Genomic DNA, 21051 nt, shown 5'->3' with positions numbered 1-21051 from the left:
CCATGGCGCCATGGACGTGGCGCACAATCCCTGGGCCCCGGCCCAGCGGCGTGCGCTGATTCGCGGCGGTCTGGCCGCCGTCGTCTCCACGGGCCTGGCCCTGATCTTCCACCTGATGGCCGGCGGCGGGATGCCCGCGCTGCCGGGCCTGGCTCTTCCCCTGCTGCTGTCCCTCGGTGTGTGCATCCTGCTCGCCGGCGTGCGCCTGCCGGCGGTGCGCCTGCTGCTCTCGGTCGGGGCGAGCCAGGTGCTCTTCCACAACCTGTTCATGCTCGGCGCCGGACAGTCCGATGCGGGCGCGCACGCGCACCACGCGATGAGCTCGCCGGTGGACGAGACCGCCACCTCCGTGTGGATGGTCCTGGCCCACGTGGCCGCCACCCTGCTGACCGCGGCTGCACTGCGCCACGGGGAGCTGATCCTCGTGCAGATCGGGAGGGCGGTGCGGCGCCTGCAGTGGCGATCCCTGCGCGCGGTCTGCTCCCTGCCTGCACGCCCGACTCCTGCGCCGGCCCCGCTGATCGACGAGCGGGCCTGGGTGCCGATCGTCCGCCTCCTGGTCCGCGCCTCCCTGGCGCGCCGGGGTCCGCCCGCAGCGCTGATCGCTCTCACTTCCTAGCGTCGCCGACCCGGTGCCTCACGGTGCCCGGATCGCCGGCGCCTTCCGACGTCTCCGCACCGTGGGTGTCCAGGTGTGACATCCAGCGGGTGGAGGCCTGCCCAGAGGACATCAGCAATGCACAGCACAACCCTGCACACCACATCCCTGCCCACCACATCTGTGCTCACCACATCCCTGCGCGTGAGTTGGCGCGCTCTGCTCACCCTGCTCGTGGCCGGCGCGATGCTGCTCGGCGCCGGCAGCGCGGCCCAGGCCCATGACCAGCTCACGGACAGCAGCCCCGCCGCCGGCGAGGAGCTGTCCAGCCCGCCGTCCGAGGTGCACCTCACCTTCTCCGGCGAAGTGCTCGAGCTGGGTGCCGTCGTCACCGTGCTCGACGACGACGGAGGCACCTGGGAGGCCGGCGAGCCGGTCATCGACGGCCAGTCCGTCACTGCCCCGCTCACCGAGGGCATGCCCGGCGGCGCCTACGAGATCCAGTGGCGGGTCTCCTCCTCGGACGGTCACCCCATCTCGGGGTCGATCCCGTTCACCGTCGAGGCAGCCGAGCCCACCACCGAGCCCGCGGCACCGTCCAGCTCCGACCCGGCCACGGAGGAGTCCACCTCCACGGAGGCACCCGTCAGTGAGGACGCGGACAACGAGTCCAGCGAGAGCGAGGTCGCCCAGACCACCGAGGCACCCGAGACCGCGGCGAGTGACGCGGAGACGGAGTCCACCACTTCAGGCGACGACTCGGATGTGCCGTGGGTGGCAATCGTCCTCGGCGTCGTCGTCCTCATCGGACTGGGGGCGCTCGCCGCAGTGCGGCGGCGGGGCACCGACTCGTGAGCTCGGGCACCGGCCGCAGCGACCGTCGTCTGCTGGCCCCCTTCCTGGTCGTGGCCGGCCTGCTCGGGCTGTGGGCCTCGTTCGAGCTGGTGCTGGCCAAGTTCGCCACCCTCGACGACGCCGACGCGGTCCTGGGCTGTGACTTCAGCATCGTCGTGCAGTGCGGGGCGAACCTGGCCTCGGACCAGGGCGCGGCCTTCGGCTTCCCCAACCCGCTGCTCGGCCTGGCCGGTTTCGTGGCCCCCGTCGCGGTCGGGGTGGCGCTGCTGGCCGGTGCCCGGTTCGCCCGGTGGTTCTGGCTGCTGTTCCAGCTGGGCGTCACCGGTGGCATGGCGTTCGTGCTCTGGCTGATCGGGCAGAGCATCTACGTCCTGGGCACTCTGTGCCCCTGGTGCATGGTCGTCTGGGCGGTGATGATCCCGCTCTTCCTGGCCCTGACACTGCGCAACGCGGCCGCCGGGGTGTTCGGCGACGGCCTCCGCCGAGCGGGGTCCTACCTGCTGACCTGGCTCGTCCCCCTGATCCTGACCTGCTACCTGATCATCGCGCTCTTGGCCCAGCTCCGGCTGGACGTCCTGCGCTACCTCTGACACCTCGGCATACCAAGGAGATCCTCATGGCACAGAAGAAGAACAAGGCACAGCAGCAGTCCGCCCGTGAGCGGGTGCGGCAGCAGCAACAGCACGCGGCCGCGCGGGACCAGCGGATGAAGGTCGTGTTCCGATCCCTCATCGGGGTGGCGGTCCTGGTGGTGGTCGCGGTCGTGGCCGCGATCGCGCTCAACCAGGGCGGCACCTCCAGCGCGACCCCGACGACGGTGACCGACGACGGCGGCATCGTGCTGGACCCCGGTGGCGAGGTGGCCGGCGGGGACGCGGCGTCCGCCACCGCGGACGACGCCGGCACGACGGCCGGAGACGTCCCGCAGGTCAGCACCTACATCGACTTCCAGTGCCCGCACTGCCTGACCTTCGAGCAGGCCAACCTGCCCTTCCTCACCGATGGGCTGGAGTCGGGCACCATCTCGTTGGCGGTCCACCCGGTGGCCCTGATGGACAACGCCAGCCAGGGCACGAACTTCTCCAGCCGCGCGGCCAACGCCGCCGTGTGCGTCGCCGAGCACCAGCCGGAGGCGCTGCTGGACGTCACGCAGGGCCTGTTCGACCTGCAGCAGACCGCGGCACAGGGCGGCGTCAACGACGAGGTGCTGACCGGCGCGGTCGCCGACGCGGGGGCCGACTCCTCGGCGGTCCGGGGCTGCATCCTGGAGGAGGAGTTTGCCGGTTGGGTCCGGGAGTCGACCGACCGTGCCCTGTCCGACCCCGCGCTCGCCGGGCCCTCCGGCCGGTTCGGCACCCCGACGGTCCTGGTGGACGGGCAGGTCTACAACGGCAGCATCGAGAACCCCGACGAGCTGGGCACCTTCATCGAGCAGCACCGCTGAGCCGGCGCAGCGGCGGGGCGCACCCCGCCGCTGCCCCCACGGTCCTGCCCCGCCCCGGCCATCCGGCCAGCGCGCATGCGTTCAGCAGGGTCCGATGCGCTCGCGACCGGTCGACTCAGCCGCGCTCCAGCACGCCAAACACGTTGCCGGCCGGGTCGGTGAACCAGGCGATCAGCGGACCCCCGCCGCGGTGGATGCCCAGCTCGTCCTGCTGCATCGCGTCGTAGTGCAGGAACTGCACTCCCCGGCTCGCGAGGTCCCGCACCGCCGCCTCCACGTCCAGGACGGGCAGGTTGAGGACCGTGTAGGTCGCCGGGCGGTGGTCCGCTCCCTTGGCGTAGACCAGGATCTTGCGGCCACCGGCGTCCAGGCTGAGCATCGGCATCGGCTCCGGCGAGCTGCTCACCCGCAGACCCAGCACATCGGCATAGAAGGTCCGGGCCGCCTCGAGGTCGTCGACCGAGAACCCGCTGAAGGCCTCCCCGACGACCATGCCGACCGGGGGTCGGGTCCCGGTCTGGTTGGCCTGCATCTCGGCGAGGTGCTCCGGGCTGAGCTGGATCAGCTGCACATAGTTGCCGTCCGGGTCCTGCACGGTGGCGAACAGGCTGCCGTCGCGGTCCTCCAGCGGCGCCACCCAGGTGCTGCCGGCCGCCTCCATCCGCTCCGCCGCGGCCCGGGCGTCGTCCACGTCGAAGTTGAGCAGCGTCCGTGCCGGGTCCGGGTGGGCCTCCTGCACGTCGTCCCGGGCGTCAAGGAACAGATAGAACCCGCCATAGCCCAGGATCCGGTAGTCGCCCTGGACGTCGTCGCTGTCCGGTGGCAGCACCGTGGTGTACCACCGGTGCAGCCGCTCCACGTCGCGCGTCCCGAGCATGGCGCTCCCCAGCGTGGTCATGTGATCACTCCCTCTGTCACGGACGCCCGGCCGGGCGTCCTGCTAGGGGTGACCAGAAGCTCGCGTCGAACTCATCGATCCGTGCTCGGCGCATGGGCGCGCCACGACAACACGGCGACACGGCGGACGAGGCCGGGCGAGGCCCTGGCCAGTGGCTTAGCGCCGTGTGGGCGTGGCGTCCTCGGCACGGTCCATCGCGGCGTAGATCCGCTTGGGCGACACCGGCTGTGGGGTGCCGAGACGCTGGGCGAACAGGCTGACCCGCAGCTCCTGCAGCAGCCACCCGATGTCCACCACGTCCTCGTCGGCCCGACGGTGCGGCGGGAGGTTGGCCAGGAACTCGGCATACTCCCCCTCGACGGTGTGGACCGTCGCCATCCGGTCGCGGTCTTTGGCCAGGTCCTGCGCGCCCTTCTCGAGGCGCTCGGCCATCGCCGCCAGATAGCGCCGCAGGTGGGGCAGCCGGTGATAGCCGGTGTCGGCGACGAAGCCCGGCCGGATCAGCGCGTCCAGCTGTGCGCGCAGGTCAGTGGCCAGGTCCGCGGCGGCCGGAGCGGCCAGGCGCTGCAGCCCGAGCGAGACGGTGCGGGCGGTGTCCAGGATCGGGGCCAGGCTCTCCACGACCTGCAGCACGCGCGGGACGGCCTGCTGCTTCACCGTGGCCAGCGCGCGGTCGAACTCCTCCGGTGTGCGCACCCGGGCACCGGGCATCTCGGTCACGACCGAGTCGACCGCGCACGCCAGGGCGTCCTCCAGCAGCAGCGGCACCGACCCGTGCGGGTTGTGCCCGAGCGAGAGCTTCTGGGCGTTGGTCAGCAGCGCGAGCAGCCGCTTCCACGGCGGGGTCGTGCCGAGCAGCAGCAGCCGTCGCACCCCGACGCGCGTGGCCCGGTCCGCCTCGGAGGCCGTCCCCAGCACGCGCACGTCGACCGCCGCACCGGTGTCGACCAGCGCGGGATAGCCGACGACAGGTTTGCCCGCCACCTGCTGCTCAAAGGTCTCCGGCAGTATGCCGAGTGCCTGGGTCCACGAGGTCAGTCCCGTCTTCTCGATGCTGGCTGCGGCGCGGGACATCGTGGTGCGCACGGCGGGGGCGAGCTCGGCCTGGAGGGCGGCCAGGTCCTTGCCCTCCCCCAGCAGCTCGACGCGTGGTCGGCCCCGACCCGTGCGCCGGGTCGTGCGCTCGACGGCGAAGGTGACCCGGAGGTGGTCCGGCACCCGGGTCGGGTCGAAGTCCGAGGGTGCGACCGGCACCACCCTGCGGGCGGTGAGCTCGTCGGCCAGGGCCTCGACGAGGGTCTCCTGCTCATCGCGCGGCTCGCCGATGGCGGCCAGTGCCCTGCGGGCGTGGTCCGGGGCGGGCACGAAGTTGCGGCGGATGTCCTTGGGCAGCGACTTCACCAGAGCGGTGGCCAGCTCCTCGCGCAGGCCCGGCACCTGCCAGTCGAAGCCGTCCGGACGCACCCGGTTGAGCACCTCGATCGGGATGTGCACCGTCACGCCGTCCGAGCCGGAACCCGGCTCGAACTGGTAGGTGACGGCGAGCTCCAGCTCGCCCTGGCGCCAGGTGCCCGGATAGTCCTGGTCACTGACCAGCGAGGCGTCGTCGCTGACCAACAGGTCCTCGGTGAAGGTCAGCAAGTGGGCGTCCTCGCGGCGCGCCTGCTTCCACCAGGTGTCGAAGTGCGCTCCCGAGACGACCTCGGCCGGGATCCGCGCCTCATAGAAGTCGACCAGGGTCTCGTCATCCACCAGGATGTCGCGGCGGCGTGCCCGGGCCTCGAGCTCGCCGAGGTCGCGGATCAGGCGGCGGTTGGCGTGGAAGAAGTCGTGCCGGGTGTCCCAGTCGCCCTCAACCAGCCCGTGCCGGATGAACAGGTCGCGGGCCACCTCAGGGTCGATCCGGCCGTAGGCGACGTTGCGGTCGGCGACCAGCGGGACACCGTAGAGGGTGACGCGCTCGGTCGCCACGGCCGAGGCCCGGCTGCGGGACCAGCGCGGCTCGGAGTAGGAGCGCTTGACCAGGTGGGCGGCCGCGCGCTCGACCCACGCCGGGTCGGTCGGTGCGTTGACCCGCGCCCAGAGCCGGGTGGTCTCGACCAGCTCGGCGGTCATCACCCAGTCCGGGTTCCTGCGGTGCAGCACCGAACCGGGCTGGATGACGAAGCGCGCCCCGCGCGCCCCGGCATACTCCCGCTTGTCCCGGTCATAGAGACCGACGTGCGAGAGCAGCCCGGCCAGCAGCGACTGGTGCACCTGGTCGCCGGAGGCCTCGTTGCTGTTGGGCTGCAGCCCCTGCGACTTGGTGGCCGCCTTGAGCTGGGTGTGCAGGTCCTGCCACTCCCGCACCCGGAGGTAGTGCAGGTACTCCCGCTTGCACATGCGCCGGAACGCGCTGCCCGACAGGGCCTTCTGCTGCTCCTTGAGATAGCGCCACAGGTTGAGCAGCGTCAGGAAGTCGGAGTCCTCGTCCTTGAACCGGGCGTGTGACTGGTCTGCCTGCGCCTGCTTGTCGGCCGGCCGCTCGCGCGGATCCTGCATGGACAGCGCGGAGACGATGACCTGCACCTCACGCAGGGCGCCGTTGCGCTCGGCCTCGATCACCATCCGGGCCAGCCGCGGGTCGACCGGCAGCGCCACGATCGCGCGGCCGTAGGGCGTGAGCCGCTTGCGGGGCAGGTGCGCCGGCGCGTCGGGGTCGATCGCCTGGAGCTCGTCCAGGAGGCGGACACCATCGGCGATCTGTCGGGAGTCCGGCGGCTCCAGGAAGGGGAACCGGCCGATGTCGCCCAGACCCAGGCTGGTCATCTGGAGGATGACCGAGGCCAGGTTGGTGCGCAGGATCTCCGGCTCGGTGAACTCGGGGCGGGCCGCGAAGTCCTCCTCGGAGTAGAGCCGGATCGCGATGCCGTCCGCGAGGCGCCCGCAGCGGCCGGAGCGCTGGTTGGCGCTGGCCTGGCTGATCGGCTCGATCGGCAGGCGCTGCACCTTCAGCCGCTGGGAGTAGCGCGAGATCCGGGCGGTGCCGGTGTCGATGACGTAGCGGATGCCCGGCACGGTCAGCGAGGTCTCGGCGACGTTGGTGGACACCACGATCCGGCGCCCGGAGTGCCGGCTGAAGACGCGGTGCTGCTCGGCGGCGGACAGTCGGCCATAGAGCGGCAGCACCTCGGTGGCCGGCAGGTTCATGCCGTCCAGGGCGTCGGCGACGTCGCGGATCTCCCGCTCCCCCGAACAGAAGACCAGGATGTCGGCCGGTCCCCCACCGGGGTCCTCGGTCCACAGTTCCTCGACGGCCTCGCAGACGCCGGTGACCTGGTCGATCTCGACGTCGCGGGGGACGCCGTCCTTGCCCGGCGGGCCGGGGCGGGTCAGCGGCCGGAACCGGACCTCCACGGGGTAGCTGCGGCCGGTGACCTCCACGACCGGGGCGGGTCGGCCGTCGGCGTCGGCGAAGTGCTCGGCGAAGCGCTGCACGTCGATGGTGGCCGAGGTGATGATCACCTTCAGGTCCGGACGCCGGGGCAGCAGCTGCTTGAGGTAGCCCAGGATGAAGTCGATGTTGAGGCTGCGCTCGTGCGCCTCGTCAATGATGAGGGTGTCATAGCGGCGCAGGTCGCGGTCCCGCTGCAGCTCCGAGAGCAGGATGCCGTCGGTCATCACCTTGACCAGCGTGTCCTTGGTCGACCGGTCGGTGAAGCGCACCTGGTAGCCGACCGTGCTGCCGAGCTCGACGCCCAGCTCCTCGCTGATCCGTTCGGCCACGGAGCGCGCCGCGATCCGGCGGGGCTGGGTGTGACCGATCGTGCCCTCGATCCCCCGACCGAGCTCCAGGCAGATCTTGGGCAGCTGCGTGGTCTTGCCGGAGCCGGTCTCTCCGGCGACGATCACCACCTGGTGGTCGCGGACCGCCGCCGCGATGTCCTCGCGCCGCTCGACGACCGGCAGGTCCGGCGGGTAGTTGACCTTCGCCGGCAGCATCGCCCGGCGGGACTCGAGCCGCTCGGCACGCTGCTGCGGGCTGGGCTCCTGCCGCGGTCGACGCCCTCCCGGCCGTCCGCGCTGGGGGCCACCACGCCGTTCCTGGGTCCCCTGCTGCCGCTGCCGCCTGCCCTGCTGGTCGCGCGCACGCCGAGGTGGGGTGACGCGCTCGGAGGACATGGGAGACATCGTCACAAATCGCCGCCCGAAATGCACGCGGGTTGCCGTCCGGACCGTGAGTGCTTGACTACAGACATGACTGCCCCCGAGGACATTGCCCGCATCACGAGCGCCACCCGCGAGATCGCCGCAGCAGCAGACGCGATCTTTGACCTCATCGCTGACCCGTCCCGTCAGCCCGACTGGGACGGCAACGACAACTTGGAGTCTGCCGCCCCCGGTCAGCGAGTGCGGTCCGTGGGTGCCACCTTCACGACGAGGCTCACCAACGGCCAGGACCGGGAGAACCACGTCGTGGAGTTCGAGGAGGGCCGGCTCATCGCCTGGCGCCCGGCCGTCCCTGGGCAGGAGCCACCGGGCCACCTGTGGCGGTGGGAGCTCGAACCGCTCGACGCGGCACGCACGGCAGTGACCCACACGTATGACTGGAGTCGGTTGACCGACCCCGCGCGTCTGGCTCGTGCACGAGCCACGACCTCACGAGAGCTCGAGGCCTCACTTCAGCAGCTGGCATCGCGTGCCGAGCAAGACCGCTCCAGTGGTGCCTGACGATCACCCGGTCACGCACGACAGCGGCACGTGCACGAGAACTACCCAAGGACCTCAAGATCCTTGGGTAGTCCCCGTGCACGTGTCCGTGCGACAGTCAGCCAGCGGTCACTCGGTGGCGAGCAACTCACGCAGGGCGTCAGCCACTGCCTCGGTCAGCGCGATCTCACCGCCCAGCACCCAGGCGTGCTCGGTCTCGGCCGAGCCCTCGAGCCAGGAGGTCGTCACGTTCGGCAGCCGTTCGGTCTGCGCGAGCAGGATGACCTCACCCAGCGTGCCGCCGGGCAGTGCGTCGACCAGGTTGAGGTCGGCACCGGAGCTGACCGCCACCGAGGTGGCGTCCATGCCCTCGCCGACATAGTGGTCGGCGATGGCGGTGGCTGTGGAGTACCGGTCCTCGCCCGCGATGCGCTCGGCATCCGGCAGGAGGTCCAGCACGTCCTCGGAGATGGCCAGCGGCCCACCGATCGCCAGTGAGGAGGAGTAGCCCTCCAGCGCACCTGCGGTGACATTCGGCACGTGCTCCTGCTGGACCAGCAGCACCGGGGTGCCACTGGCAGCCGCGGATCCGGAGACCGCGAGCGCGTCCACGAGCCGTCCTTCCTGACCGGAGGAGACCACGACCTCACCGCCGGCGCCCAGCTCGGCTGCGACCGCGACGGCTGTGGCATACCGGTTCTCGCCGGCGACCCGCTCGACGTCGATGCCCATGTCCTCCACCTCGTCCACGACGGACTCATCGACAGCGGTGGGTCCGCCGACCACGACCACGTTGGTGACCTCACGGTCAGCCAGGTCCTGGGCCACGGCGTCGGACAGCTTGTCGGGTCGGGTCAGCAGGACCGGAGCCTCCATGTCATACCCCAGGGGTCCGGCGACCAGCCCGTCGACCATGCTCTCCGCGGCGCCGCTGACCAGCACCGCGGTCTGGCTCTCCGGGAAGGCCTCCTGGCCGATGGCGACGGCCGTGCTGTACCGGTCCTCGCCGGCCAGGCGGTGCACCGGCGCCTCGTCCGCGGCGATGCGGACCAGCTCGACCAGCCCCGCGGCATACTCCTGGGACTCGGCGTGCGCCTCCTCGAAAGGTGGCTGGAAGCCGACGCCCTCCCAGCGCTGGGCCTCCTCGTTCCACAGGTCGTTGCCGACCTCGAAGTCCCAGGCATAGATGTCGTGCTCGTAGAACAGGTGGTCACCGGAGTTGCCGGCGGCGCTGTAGAGGACATCGACCACCGGGCCGGTCTTGGACGGCCAGGTCATCGTGCCGCGGTGCTGGCTGATCGCGCCAACGATCTTCTGGGCGGCGTTCATGAAGTCCTCAGCGACCTCCGGGGTCGGCACGGGCAGCGGCTCGCGGCCCTCGGCCTTGTAGGCACCCGGGGACCACATGAAGTAGCCGCCGTAGCTGTGCACGTTGATCGCGTGGGTGATGTTCGGGAACATCTCGGCGATCGCCGTCACGTTGCGGGACTCCGCCTCGGACAGCTCCTCGGTGCCGGAGTAGACCCCGGACAGGCAGTTGTCCGAGCCGCCGACATAGCCGTCGAAGAACGACCCGACCGCGTAGTTGCGGTTGACGTCCACGCCCCAGTTGTCCTCATAGACCGGTGCGCGGCTGCCTCCCTCGCAGTGGTCGGAGAGGTTCTTGCGCTGCCAGTTGTAGTCGTAGAAAGAGTAGTTCGCGCCGTCCGGGTTGACGACCGGCAGCACGAAGATCTCGACCTGCTCCAGCAGCGCGGCGGTCTCCGCGTCGGTGGCGGAGTTGGCCAGCATCCGTTCGGCGAACTCCATGTTCGCCAGTGGCGTGACCCACTCGCGGGCGTGCTCCTGGCTGTAGGTGTAGACACCCGGCCGGGACCCGTCGCGGTGCTCGCCGATGCGCAGCGCCCTCACGGTGGCGCCCTCGGGGTTGAGGTGCGAGGCATCCAGGCCGTCGTCCAGCCCGACCTCCTCGACCGGTGCCATCGTCTGGCCCTCCGACCCGTCCGCCACGAAGGCGCTGAAGGTCTCGGAGAACTGCTCGTTGATGTATGCCGACACCTCCTCGGTCGTGCTGGTCACCTGACCCATCGCGTCAGTGGCCAGGGAGATGGTCAGCGTGCCCTCGGCATACTCGCCGCTGAGCGGCTGGTCGGGGGCACCCGGGTCGACCAGGCTGACCTCGGTGCCGTTCATCCCGGAGGCACCGGACTCGACGGACTCGACCACGATGGAGGCTCCCTCGGGGTCCCCGACGTAGGCCTTGGCGGTGCGGTTGTAACCGTGGGTCTGGTTGGGCAGCTCGATGATCTCGACGAGGTCGGGATACTGCTGGGCGAGCCGGTCCATCCGCTCGTCGATGTCGGCCGGCGTCATGTAGGCGTCGATGAAGTCCTGCTGGTAGTCATCGGGCATCTCCGGCGGCGTGCTGCCCGGCCACGGCGTCGGCAGGCCGCTGGCCGTGCCGCCCTCGCTGGAGGTGGCGGTCAGGCTCAGCGGGGTGTCCGGCAGGGCCTCGGGCTGGTGGAAGTGGTAGAGGTACTGCCCCGCGTCCTCGTAGCGGAAGAGGTCGAAGCTGCCGCTGTCGCCGGCGGTCTCCCAGTCGACGGTGATCTCCACGTCGGGGTCCGCGGCCGCGCTCGTGGACACCTGCACCTGCAGGAAGGTCTGGTCACCTTGGGTCCACCAGTAGGCCTGGTCGAAGCTCAGGGTGTCCTGGGGCTCGGCATCCGCCGTGGGACTGCTCAGCCCGGACTGGTGCGCGCGCTCGGCCGCCTCGCGGCTGGCCTCGAAGTGTCGGGCGGCGTCGCCCTCGCGCTGGATGACCTGCAGGACGGTGGCGCCCTGGGCCTGCAGCTCCTCGAGCTCGGCGCCGCTGAGCACCAGGTCGACCAGGACCCGGTCACCGCGGGCCTCCGGAGAGGCCGCCGGGATGGAGGCGATGTCGGCACCGTCGGCCACCAGCTGGTCCAGGGCCTGCCGGTCCGGCAGCTCCAGCCGCAGCAGGGCCTGTTCGCCCTCCGGGAGCTGCAGCGCCTCGGCCTCGTCGGCGGCACTACCTGGTGGAGCACCGTCCCCGGGTGAGGCCACGGCCAGCGGGCCGGCCACCAGGGCGGCCGCCGCCAGAACTGAAACAAGGGTGCGTCGCGTCATTGCGATCCTCCGACAGGTTGTGAGCGCCTGTCGTCGAGCCACACCTGCTGGCCGAACGACGACGCTGGGGTTGGATCCGTCCATACTGTCGGTCCCGGACCGCACTGGTCAAGGTTTCCCAATCACTGACTTGCCGAGGCTGGCCGGGCGGTGGACAGCTCTGCGAGGAGCCGTTCGGCGCGGCTGAGGACCTGGGCGCGGGGCGTGGCCGCGGCCAGCGCCAGGATCTGCTCCACGACGCGCGTGCCCAGGTGAGCCGACAGGGTCGCCTGCAACTCGGCATACCGCTGGATGTCCTGTCCCACCGGCGGTGGTGCTCCCGCAGCGCCCGCGGCGGCACCGAGGAGGAAGGCCGCGTCCGACCACCGTCCCGCCTCGGCGACCAGCTCGGCGAGCATCCGCACCAGCGTCCAGGACTGGGTCCAGGCCCCCAGCCGGCGCAGGTCGGCGCAGACCCGGAGCCCGAGGGCAGCCGCCTCCTCGTCCCGGCCGGCGCGCACCAGCAGGGCGAACAGGGCGACCCGGGCGACCCGGCTGACCTGCTCGGCGCCGACCCGGTCGGCCTCGGCGGCCGCCGCCGTGAGCAGCTGGACCCCCGTCGTCGGGTCCGTCCGCGCCGCGACCTCGCCCGCCGCATACCGGGCGAAGGCGTGGGAGGCGTCGCTGCCGGTCGACCCGGCGGCGAGCGCGATCTGCGCGTGCTCCCGCGCGCCCACGAGGTCATCGCAGTAGCAGGCGATCAGCGCCAGCGACGTGTTCGCCTCGCCGAGGAGCGCGGGGTCGGCGGCCAGACCGCGGAACCAGCGGGCGGAGTCGGCCAGCTCCCCGGCATACATCGCCGCCACCGCCAGTGCGAGGTGGGCCATCGCTGCTGCGTCGGACTCACGGCTCATGTCCAGCGCGGCGGTGGCGAGCGCGCGGGCCCGTGCGGGGTCGCCCCGCTCGGCGTGGCCGAACGCCGCAGCCGCGACACCACCGGCGACCTCGGGTCCGGGCGTCTGGGCGCACCGCTCCCCCACCTCGATCATCAGGTCGCGCAGCTCCAGTCCGGGCGTCCAGTGCAGGCAGCGCGCGACGGCGTGGGAGATGTCCGCGGCCAGGACGAGCTGCCCGGCCTCCAGTGCCCGGCGCAGCGCACCGGTGACCTCGCTGCTGGCGGCGGAGAGCCGGGCACCCACGACGGCGCCGTCGAGCCGGGTCCAGTCCTGCCGGATCCCCGTCACCAGCTCGCGCACCCAGGCACCGTGGGCGGCCCCGACCTCCTCCGCGCGTCCCGACTCCTGCAGCCGACGGGCCGCGAAGGCCCGCACCATCTCCAGCAGCCCGTAGCGGGGCTCGCCGGTGGCGTCGCGCGGGACGACCAGCGAGGACTCGACCAGCTCAGCGAGCGCCGGTGCCGGGTCGCCGGTCCACCCCGGGAGCCGCGATACCACGTTGGCCACGTCCGGTGCGGTGAAGTCGTCGGCGAACACGGTGAGGCAGTCGAGCAGGCGCTGCTGGTCCGGCGCGAGCAGCCCGTCGGACCAGGCGACCACGGACCAGAGCCCTCCGGTCTCCCCGACGGCATCGGTCGGCAGCCTGCGGAGCACCTCGCCGACGCCGGACCGGGCGGTGCGGGAGGCCGCGAGCTCGAGCGCCAGCGGGAGCCCCTCGCAGCGCCGGCACAGCTCGGCGACCTCGGGGAGGTTGTCGGCGGTCAGCGCGAAGGCCGGCCGCAGCCGGCGGACCCGGTCCCCGAACAGCCGGACGGAGCCAGCCGACCCCTGCCGACCGAGACTCTCCGTCGCGTCCGGCGTCCCGAGCGGGGCCAGAGGGAGCACCTGCTCGGAGGCCACGCCCAGTCGGCGCCGGCTGGTGGCCAGCACGCGCACGTCGCGGCAGCGGCTGGCGATCTCCGAGACCACCGGGGTCAGCTCGTTCAGGACGTGCTCGCAGTTGTCGAGCATCAGCAGGTGGGGCACGGCGCCGAGGTACTCCACCAGGTCCCCCACGGCCGAGTCGGCACCGGCACGAGGTCGGGCGTCCGACGCGCCGTCGACGTCGGTCTCCGGAGTGCCGGCCCCTGCCCCGGTCGGCCGCAGACCGAGCAGGTCCATGAGGGTCAGCGTCACCCGGCCCGGGACGACCGGGGCCAGCTCCACCACGGCGACCGGCAGACCCAGGCTCTGGTGCAGGCCTCCGAGAGCCTCGGCCGCCAGCCGGGACTTGCCGACCCCTCCCGGGCCGGTGACGACGGTGACCCGGCTCGTGGAGACCGCTGCCAGCACGTCGGCGAGCTCGTCCTCCCGACCGATGAACGCCGTCGAGGTGTCCAGCCACTCCGGCAGCGCGGGCTCCGCCGCCCGCACCGGTGCCAGCGCGTGGCCGAGGATCCGCGACTCCAGGGCCGTCAGCGCGGGTGAGGGATCCAGCCCCAGCTCGGACCGGAGCTGCGCGCGGAAGGTCCGCAGCCGCTCCAGGGCCTCGGTCTGCCGGCCGGCGTGGTACAGCGCCGTCACCAGCAGCTCCACCGCCCGCTCGCGGAAGGGTTGCTCGGCGAGCAGGTCCTGCAGGTCCGGGACCGTGGCCGACGGTTCGCCGGTCTGGAGCAGGGCGGCCGCGTGCTCCTCGATCGCATCCATCCGTGCCTGCTCCAGCGACTGGGCGCGGGACGTGGCGAAGGAGGCGTCGGCATACTCGCCGTAGGCCGGTCCCCGCCACAGCGCCAGCCCCTGCTCCAGCAGCTCCCTGGCCTGGTGCGGTGGGGCGGATCTGGACCGGTCCAGCAGGGCCTCGAACTCGTCGCAGTCGAGGGCGTCGACGCGGAGCTGATAGCCCGCCGGGCCCAGCGTGATGGCGTCCTGGCCCAGCACCGCGCGGAGCCTGGACAGGACGGTGCGCAGCGCCTTGGGCGGGTTCTGCGGCCGGTCGGTGCCCCACGCCGCGTCGATGAGCGCCTCCGCCGAGACGGGCTGGCCGGCGCGGGCCAGCAGGCAGGTCAGCACGGCCCGTTGACGGCCCGGGGGGACGACCCGCGGGTGCCCGTCGACGTGGACCTCGAGCGTGCCGAGCACACCCACGCGCAGGTCAGGCATCTGCCACCAGTGTGCCCGACTCCCGCGTGAAACCCCCGTGAATCCCTCCCGGAGCACGCTGGCGGCCTCACCCCAACCAGGAGGAACCATGAGCACTGCAACACTTGATCTGGAGAAGGTCGGCGCATTCGCCCAACAGGTGGGCGCGCTGCTGGCTGGCGGCGCGACGACCGCGATGATGGTGGTCGGCGACCGCACCGGCCTGTATGCCGCACTGGCAGCGAGCGGACCAGTCACCTCCGCGCAGCTCGCCGGAGCCACCGGCACCGCAGAGCGGTACGTGCGGGAGTGGCTGGCCCAGCAGGCCGCGGTCGGCATCCTGTCCTATGACCCGGCCGACCAGACCTTCACCCTGCCACCGGAGCACGCCGCCGTGCTGGCCTCGGACGACTCGCCGGCGTCGATGATCGGCGCAGCACCGCAGATCAGCGGCCTGCACCGCCGGACCGACCAGCTCGTCGAGGCCTTCCGCAGCGGGGAGGGCATCGCGTGGGGAGACCAGGATCCCACCACGTTCGAGGGAGCCGAGCGGTTCTTCCGCGTCGGCTACCGCAACAGCCTGGTCGCCGAGTGGATCCCGGCCCTGGACGGCGTCCACGAGAAGCTGCAGGCAGGCGCACGCGTCCTTGACATCGGCACCGGGCACGGCGCTCCCCTGCTGCTGCTCGCCGAGGCCTACCCGAACTCGCAGTTCGTCGGCTATGACGTGCACCCGGCCTCGGTCGACACGGCCCGGCAGCGGGCGGCCGAGGCGGGCGTCAGCGACCGGGTGCGCTTCGAGGTCAACTTCTGCCAGGGATACCCCGACCGCGACGTCGATGTAGTGATGTTCTTCGACGCCTTCCACGATCTGGGCGACCCGGTCGGCGCCGCCACGCACGCGCGGCGCTCCCTGGCGGCCGACGGCACGCTGGTGCTGGTGGAGCCCCGAGCGGGCGACGACCTGGCCAGCACGCTGGCGACCGTCCCGGTGGCCGCCCTCGGTTACGCCGCCTCGACCTTCCTGTGCACCGCCAACTCGCTGTCCCAGCCGGTCGGCCGGGCGCTCGGCGCGCTGGCCGGTGAGGCGGCGCTGCGTGAGGTGCTCTCCGAGGCCGGCTACCGCACCATCCGGCGGGCCGCCGAGAACGACTTCAACATGGTGCTCGAGGCCCGCCCCTAGTCACTCGTCAGGCGATGGCCTCGAGCCGCTCGTCAGGCGATGGCCTCGAGCACGCGGCGGCAGGCGGCCTCGCAGTCGCGGCACGCGTCTGCGCACAGCTTGCAGTGCTCGTGCCGTGCCGCGTGGGACTCGCACTCGTCGCCGCACGAGTGACAGGCCTGCGCGCACGCCTGGAGCTGGGTCCGCGTGATGTTGGCGTCATAGCCGGTGTGCCGCGACAGCACGCGGGCCGTGGCCTCACAGATGTCGGCACAGTCCAGGTTGGTGCGGATGCAGGTGCGCAGCTCGCCGACCATCTCTTCGCTCAGGCAGGCGTCGGCGCAGGCGGTGCACGCCTGCGCGCACTCGACGATGTCGTCCACGGCGCTGGCCAGCAGCGCCCGGTCGACGGTGATCGTGGCCGGATAGGTGTCCATCATCTCCACGGTCCTCATGGCGGTCCCTTCCTCGAGAGCGGGCGGGGCCGGTCGGACCCGCCGACCGTCCCCACGCTAGGCACCGGCACCCCGCGGTGCAGTCCGAGAGCACACCGTGCTCCATCGCCTGGGCAGGATCCCCCTCACCCAGGGCCATCCCCTCCGCCCACGGCCATCCCCTCCGCCATCCCCATGGCCCGCAGCCTGCGCGATGGTGTAGCGCCGGACCGCTGGGAGGACTAGCGTCGGTCAGGTTCCTCGAGTCGACAAGGGAGTCCTGATGAACACCTCACCCACCCGTCTCGCGCTCGGTGGCGTCGCCGCCCTCGCGCTCACACTGACCCCCGCTCTCGCCGGTGCGGCCCCCGACCGACCGGGCGAGCCGCGCTACTCCGAGGGCGATGAGGGTGCCGGCGACCCCTACTTCCCGCTCGCGGGCAACGGCGGCATCGACGTGCTGCACTATGACCTCGACCTGACCTACCAGCTGCCCGAGCCCGAGCCGGCCCCGCTGGAGGGTCAGCTGGACGGGGTCGCCACGATCGAGCTGCGGGCCACCCAGGACCTGCACCGGTTCAACCTCGACCTGCGCGGCATGACCGCGACCGAGGTGGTCGTGGACGGCAAGCCGATGAGCTTCGACCAGGTCGAGAACGAGCTGCGGATCAGCCCGCGACCCAAGCTGAAGACCGGCGACGAGGTCACCGTCGAGATCACCTACGGCGGCACGACGACCCGGCCCACCGACATCGAGGGCGCCCTCTACGGGTGGGTGACCACACGGGACGGCGCCATGGTGGTCAGCGAGCCGGACGGGTCGGCAACCTGGTTCCCGGTCAGCGACCACCCGACCGACAAGGCGACCTACGCCTACGAGATCACCGTTCCCGAGGGGTCGGTGGCCGTGGCCAACGGCCTGTTGGAGAGCTCAGAGACCAACGACGGTTGGACGACCTGGACGTGGGACGCGCCGGACCCGATGGCGGCCTACCTGGCCACCGCCACGGTCGGTGACTTCGAGCTCAACTCCTATGTCGCCGCCAACGGCACCCCGATCATCGACGCCGTGGATCCAGCGCTTCCGCCGGCCAACTCGGCCAGCCTGGCGCTCACCAGCGACATGCTCGTCTTCTTCGAGGAGGCCTTCGGGCCCTACCCGTTCAACTCCTACGGAGCCATCGTCGATGACGACTCCGTGGGTTACGCCCTGGAGACCCAGACCCGGTCGTTCTTCAGCCGCACCGCCCGCGAGGGCACCGTCGCACACGAGCTCGCCCACCAGTGGATGGGCAACCACGTCAGCCCGGGACGGTGGGCCGACATCTGGCTCAACGAGGGCTGGGCGTCCTACGCCTCCTGGATGTGGAGCGAGGAGCAGGGCCGCGACACCGCCCAACAGAGCTTCGAGGACGTGATGAGCATCCCCGCGGACAACGGCTTCTGGAATGTCGTGATCGCCGACCCGGGTCCGTTGTGCCTGTTCTGTGGTGCCATCTATGACCGTGGCGCAGCGACCCTGCACGCGCTGCGGGTCGAGATCGGCGACGACGCCTTCTTCGAGCTGGCCAAGACCTGGGTCGAGCAGTACGGCGGCGGCACCGCCACGACGGCCGATTTCATCGCGCTCGCAGAGGAGGTCTCCGGGCAGGACCTGGACGCGTTCTTCCAGGTGTGGCTCTTTGAGCCGGTGAAGCCGACCGACTGGTGAGCCGCTGCCCACTGAGAGCGCATGCGGATTCTTCGAGCCTGCCGCGACAGGCTCGAAGAAGCCGGAGGCGCTCTCAGACGGTCGACAGGGCCTCAGGCGGTCGCCAGGGCGCTGCGGTGTCGTCTTCTCAGGCGCGGCGGACCGTGAGCGGCGGCGGCTCCTGCAGCGTCCGGGCGACCACGCAGTAGCGCTCGGTCAGTTCCAGCAGGCGCGCGACCTTCTCCTCATCGGCATCGGTGTCAAGATCAAAGATCAGCTCGACGCCGGTCAGCCCCACCGGGGCGTCGCGGTCCACGCCCAGCGTGCCTCGCGCGTCCCACGTGCCGTTCGCCGTGACGGTGGCCGAGCGCAGCTGCACGCCCAGCGCGGTCGCGACCGACGACAGCGTGACGCCGGCGCAGGCCACAAGCGCCTGCAGCACGATGTCGGCCGAGCAGGCCTGGCTGCCGTCGCCGCCGGCAGCAGGGTGCAGGCCGGCGGCCACGTCACCGGCCCAAGTCGGCACGGTGGCGGTCAGACCCGCCTGGTCGACCTGTGCCGTGGCCGTGCTGATGACCAGGGCGGACCCGGGGTCCTGCTTGTAGCCGGTCTTGATCGGCCGTTGCCGCTCCCGCAGGGCGGCGGCAGCAGCCGTCACGTCAAGTCCCACCTGTGCGTCTTCCGTCATCAGGCCACCTCCTCCTCTGGTGCACCGTCGGTGCCGGCCGGCACCGGGGCCTGGGCCAGGTCGTTCGGCACCAGGCCCGCCTCGCGCTCGAGCTCACGCACCCGCGGGATCACCTCGGTCCCGAACCGCTCGACGTCCTCGCGCACGTGCAGGAAGCCGAGCAGCAGCAGGTCGACGCCGACCCGCTTGTAGTCAACGATACGGCGGGCGACCTGCTCGGGGGTGCCGATCAGACCGGTGCGGAAGCCGTCGTTGTACTGCACCAGGTCCTTGAACTCGCTGTCGGCCCACATCCCCTTCCGGTCGGCGGTCGCGGCACCGGCCTGCTTGACCGCGTTGCCGAAGTCGTTGACCTTGTCGGCGTCGGCCTTGGCGATGATCTCCTCGACCACCTCCCGTGCCTCGGCCTCGGTGTCGCGCACGACGGCGAACCCGTTGAGCCCGAACCGGACCCGCCGACCGTGTGCGGCGCCCTGAGCGGCGACGTCCTGGACCTGCTCGGCGGCGCCCTCGAGGGTGTTGCCGTTCATGAAGTACCAGTCCGACAGGCGGCCCGCCATCGCCCGGGCGGACGTGGAGTTGCCGCCCTGGAAGACCTCCGGCTGCAGTTTCGGCTGCGGCCGGAAGGTCACGTCGCGGGTGCGATAGAAGTCGCCGCGGTAGGTGAACCCGTCCTGCGTCCACAGCCCGCGCAGCACCTCGATGAACTCCTCCGCGCGGCGGTAGCGCTCCTCGTGGTCCAGCCAGGGCAGGCCGAGGTCGGTGTACTCGCGCTTGAACCAGCCGGAGACCACGTTGAGCGCCAACCGGTTGCCGTGCAGCTCCTGCGCGGTCGCCCCCAGCTTGGCCAGGATCGCCGGCGGCCACTGGCCCGGGTGCACCGCGGCGATGACCTTGAGCCGCTCGGTCGCCGCGAGCAGCCCGAGGGAGAAGGAGACCGACTCGTGCTGCGCGTCGGCGCCGTAGGAGGCCAGGTAGCGCACCTGCGTCAGGGCATAGTCGAAGCCGACGCGCTCAGCCGTCTGCGCGACCTCGCGGTTGTAGTCCGGCGTGTGGTTCGTCCGCTGCTCGATGGTGGAGACCACCAGGCCGCCGGAGACGTTCGGCACCCAGTAGGCGAAGGACAGGTCCTCGGTGGTGGTGTCGGTGTCGTGGGTCGTCATGGTCATACTCCTGGGGTCGTGGGGGGCTGCGTCGCCGTGGGTGGGGTGGCGGCGCGGGTGACCGCACGCTGTGAGGCGGTCGACGCGGCCAGCGGGCCATAGGCGCCGGCATGGTGCACCAGTGGCGGGCGGTCGGTCGTGGTCGCGTGCTCGACGCGAGCGATCGCCACGAAGCTGTCGCCGGCGTCGACCAGGTCGTGGATCCGGGTGACCAGGCGGGTGGCGACGCCGTGGACCGACGGCAGGCCGTGGTCGTCGTAGGTCCAGGCGCCGTCATCGACGAACCGCCTGCTCCGGTCGCGGGCGAAGCGTTGGGCCAGGGGCTCCTGGTCGGCGGCCAGCAGGTGCAGGGCGGCTCGGCCGCTGTGCGCGATGGTCACCAGCGACGAACTGTCCTTGGCGATGTTGAAGGACAACAACGGCGGCGTGAGGGACACCGAGGCGACCGAGATCGCGGTGAACCCGACCGGTCCGCGCTCCCCCGAGCCGGTGACGACCCAGGTGCTGGAGGCGGCGCGGCCGAAGGCGTGGCGCAGGTTGACCGCGGCGTTCTCGGGTGGAACGGCGGGACGGGTGATCGGTTGAGCGGACATGGTTCTCCTGTGGGCAGGGTCCGGGGTATGCCGAACCGCGAGTGCGTGGATGGCCGCGGCCGACTGCTTCGCCTGGGTGGCGGCAGGAAGGGCCGTGGGCGGGTGTGACGGGTGCGCTCAGTGGCGCGGAAGGTGCGGCGGGCAGCGCGTCAGTGGCGACAGGCGCTGACCGCCCGGCGCATCAGGTCGACCGTGCGCCGGAGGTGCGGGGTGTGCGTGGTGCGCTGATGCACGGTTCCTCCATCGATCCTGGCGTGAGCACCTGTCCCGGGTGGGATGGTTGCTGCGGCGTCATCGAGCCAGATCTCTCGGCCGCTCTGGATGGGTGGCGCAAGACAACCACAGGATCTTCGAGAATGTCAAGGCCAATGCCTCGCCCACCGAAGGATCCTCCCACGCCGGCAGCAGGGGAATGCCCACCACACGGGGACGTGACATTGGTGCAGCACAGCACACCAGTGGGTCGGCTGGTGCGCCACAGCACACCAATGGGTCGGCTGGTGCACGTCAGCACACCAAGTGGAGTCCACCAGAGTGGTGTACGACGACCCCGGTGAGCGTGTCCTGCTGAGGTAGGCGCGGCCACCGGTGTGATCCTTCGAGTGAACCTTCCAAAGCACTCTCGAAGAGGAGC

Annotated in this window: 15 protein-coding genes and 1 riboswitch; of the genes, 7 read left to right on the top strand and 8 right to left on the bottom strand. The window is 71.5% G+C overall.

What is annotated here, in order from left to right:
* The first annotated feature begins 10 nt into the window (after nucleotides 1–10).
* The 4 genes from DPQ65_RS13240 (at nucleotide 11) to DPQ65_RS13225 (ending at nucleotide 2897) form a co-directional block, all read left to right on the top strand.
* Nucleotides 11–619: a hypothetical protein gene (locus DPQ65_RS13240; RefSeq protein WP_114907831.1), complete on the top strand. Its 609-nt coding sequence runs from the start codon at nucleotides 11–13 to the stop codon at nucleotides 617–619.
* A 183-nt stretch (nucleotides 620–802) separates the two neighbouring features.
* Nucleotides 803–1453, top strand: a complete 651-nt coding sequence (locus DPQ65_RS13235; RefSeq protein WP_162802221.1) for a copper resistance CopC family protein — start codon at nucleotides 803–805, stop codon at nucleotides 1451–1453.
* Nucleotides 1450–2043, top strand: coding sequence for a vitamin K epoxide reductase family protein (locus DPQ65_RS13230; RefSeq protein WP_114907829.1), 594 nt, complete (start codon nucleotides 1450–1452; stop codon nucleotides 2041–2043). Before DPQ65_RS13235 ends, DPQ65_RS13230 begins: the two co-directional genes overlap by 4 nt.
* 26 nt (nucleotides 2044–2069) lie before the next feature.
* Complete coding sequence (locus DPQ65_RS13225; protein WP_114907828.1) at nucleotides 2070–2897, top strand: DsbA family protein; 828 nt, start codon at nucleotides 2070–2072, stop codon at nucleotides 2895–2897.
* A 115-nt stretch (nucleotides 2898–3012) separates the two neighbouring features.
* Here the strand turns inward: DPQ65_RS13225 and DPQ65_RS16400 are convergent, their stop codons facing one another.
* Together DPQ65_RS16400 and hrpA are read right to left on the bottom strand one after the other, a co-directional pair.
* Nucleotides 3013–3795 (bottom strand): VOC family protein, encoded by a 783-nt coding sequence (locus DPQ65_RS16400; RefSeq protein WP_114907827.1) that lies wholly within the window; start codon nucleotides 3793–3795, stop codon nucleotides 3013–3015.
* Between the two features lie 156 nt (nucleotides 3796–3951).
* Entirely contained in the window at nucleotides 3952–7956 is a 4005-nt protein-coding gene (gene hrpA / locus DPQ65_RS13215; RefSeq protein WP_114907826.1) for an ATP-dependent RNA helicase HrpA, read from the bottom strand.
* Nucleotides 7957–8031: 75 nt separating this feature from the next.
* On the opposite strand from hrpA, the gene DPQ65_RS13210 reads away from it, so the two are divergent.
* Nucleotides 8032–8505 carry an SRPBCC family protein gene (locus tag DPQ65_RS13210; protein ID WP_114907825.1) on the top strand — a complete coding sequence of 158 codons (474 nt, stop codon included), beginning with the start codon at nucleotides 8032–8034 and terminating at the stop codon, nucleotides 8503–8505.
* Between the two features lie 108 nt (nucleotides 8506–8613).
* On the opposite strand, the gene DPQ65_RS13205 is transcribed toward DPQ65_RS13210, so the two are convergent.
* On the bottom strand, nucleotides 8614–11634 hold the full coding sequence (locus DPQ65_RS13205; RefSeq protein WP_114907824.1) for a cell wall-binding repeat-containing protein: 3021 nt from the start codon (nucleotides 11632–11634) through the stop codon (nucleotides 8614–8616).
* Nucleotides 11635–11756: 122 nt separating this feature from the next.
* On the bottom strand, nucleotides 11757–14708 hold the full coding sequence (locus DPQ65_RS13200) for an ATP-binding protein (RefSeq protein WP_162802220.1): 2952 nt from the start codon (nucleotides 14706–14708) through the stop codon (nucleotides 11757–11759).
* A gap of 88 nt (nucleotides 14709–14796) precedes the next feature.
* Between DPQ65_RS13200 and DPQ65_RS13195 the strand changes: the two genes are divergently transcribed.
* The gene (locus tag DPQ65_RS13195) at nucleotides 14797–15870 is read left to right on the top strand and encodes a methyltransferase domain-containing protein (RefSeq protein ID WP_114907822.1); all 1074 of its coding nucleotides are present in this window, start codon (nucleotides 14797–14799) and stop codon (nucleotides 15868–15870) included.
* Between the two features lie 32 nt (nucleotides 15871–15902).
* Here the strand turns inward: DPQ65_RS13195 and DPQ65_RS13190 are convergent, their stop codons facing one another.
* The gene (locus tag DPQ65_RS13190; RefSeq protein ID WP_114907821.1) at nucleotides 15903–16304 is read right to left on the bottom strand and encodes a four-helix bundle copper-binding protein; all 402 of its coding nucleotides are present in this window, start codon (nucleotides 16302–16304) and stop codon (nucleotides 15903–15905) included.
* Between the two features lie 262 nt (nucleotides 16305–16566).
* Here DPQ65_RS13190 and DPQ65_RS13185 point away from each other — a divergent pair, with 262 nt between their 5' ends.
* Nucleotides 16567–17994 carry a M1 family metallopeptidase gene (locus DPQ65_RS13185; protein ID WP_114907820.1) on the top strand — a complete coding sequence of 476 codons (1428 nt, stop codon included), beginning with the start codon at nucleotides 16567–16569 and terminating at the stop codon, nucleotides 17992–17994.
* A gap of 127 nt (nucleotides 17995–18121) precedes the next feature.
* Here DPQ65_RS13185 and DPQ65_RS13180 read toward each other — a convergent pair whose 3' ends face one another.
* From DPQ65_RS13180 to DPQ65_RS13170, 3 genes are read right to left on the bottom strand one after another with little or no spacing between them, the layout of a single operon-like run.
* Nucleotides 18122–18661: an OsmC family protein gene (locus DPQ65_RS13180; RefSeq protein WP_114907819.1), complete on the bottom strand. Its 540-nt coding sequence runs from the start codon at nucleotides 18659–18661 to the stop codon at nucleotides 18122–18124.
* Nucleotides 18661–19824 (bottom strand): dimethylsulfone monooxygenase SfnG, encoded by a 1164-nt coding sequence (sfnG, locus tag DPQ65_RS13175; protein WP_114907818.1) that lies wholly within the window; start codon nucleotides 19822–19824, stop codon nucleotides 18661–18663. Before sfnG ends, DPQ65_RS13180 begins: the two co-directional genes overlap by 1 nt.
* A 2-nt stretch (nucleotides 19825–19826) precedes the next feature.
* Nucleotides 19827–20417: a flavin reductase family protein gene (locus tag DPQ65_RS13170; protein ID WP_114907817.1), complete on the bottom strand. Its 591-nt coding sequence runs from the start codon at nucleotides 20415–20417 to the stop codon at nucleotides 19827–19829.
* Between the two features lie 237 nt (nucleotides 20418–20654).
* Nucleotides 20655–20745: riboswitch (SAM riboswitch) on the bottom strand.
* Between the last annotated feature and the right edge of the window lie 306 nt (nucleotides 20746–21051).

The organism is Ornithinimicrobium murale (assembly GCF_003352835.1).
Classification (GTDB): domain Bacteria; phylum Actinomycetota; class Actinomycetes; order Actinomycetales; family Dermatophilaceae; genus Ornithinicoccus; species Ornithinicoccus muralis.
This window is presented reverse-complemented; position numbering and strand designations above follow the sequence as displayed.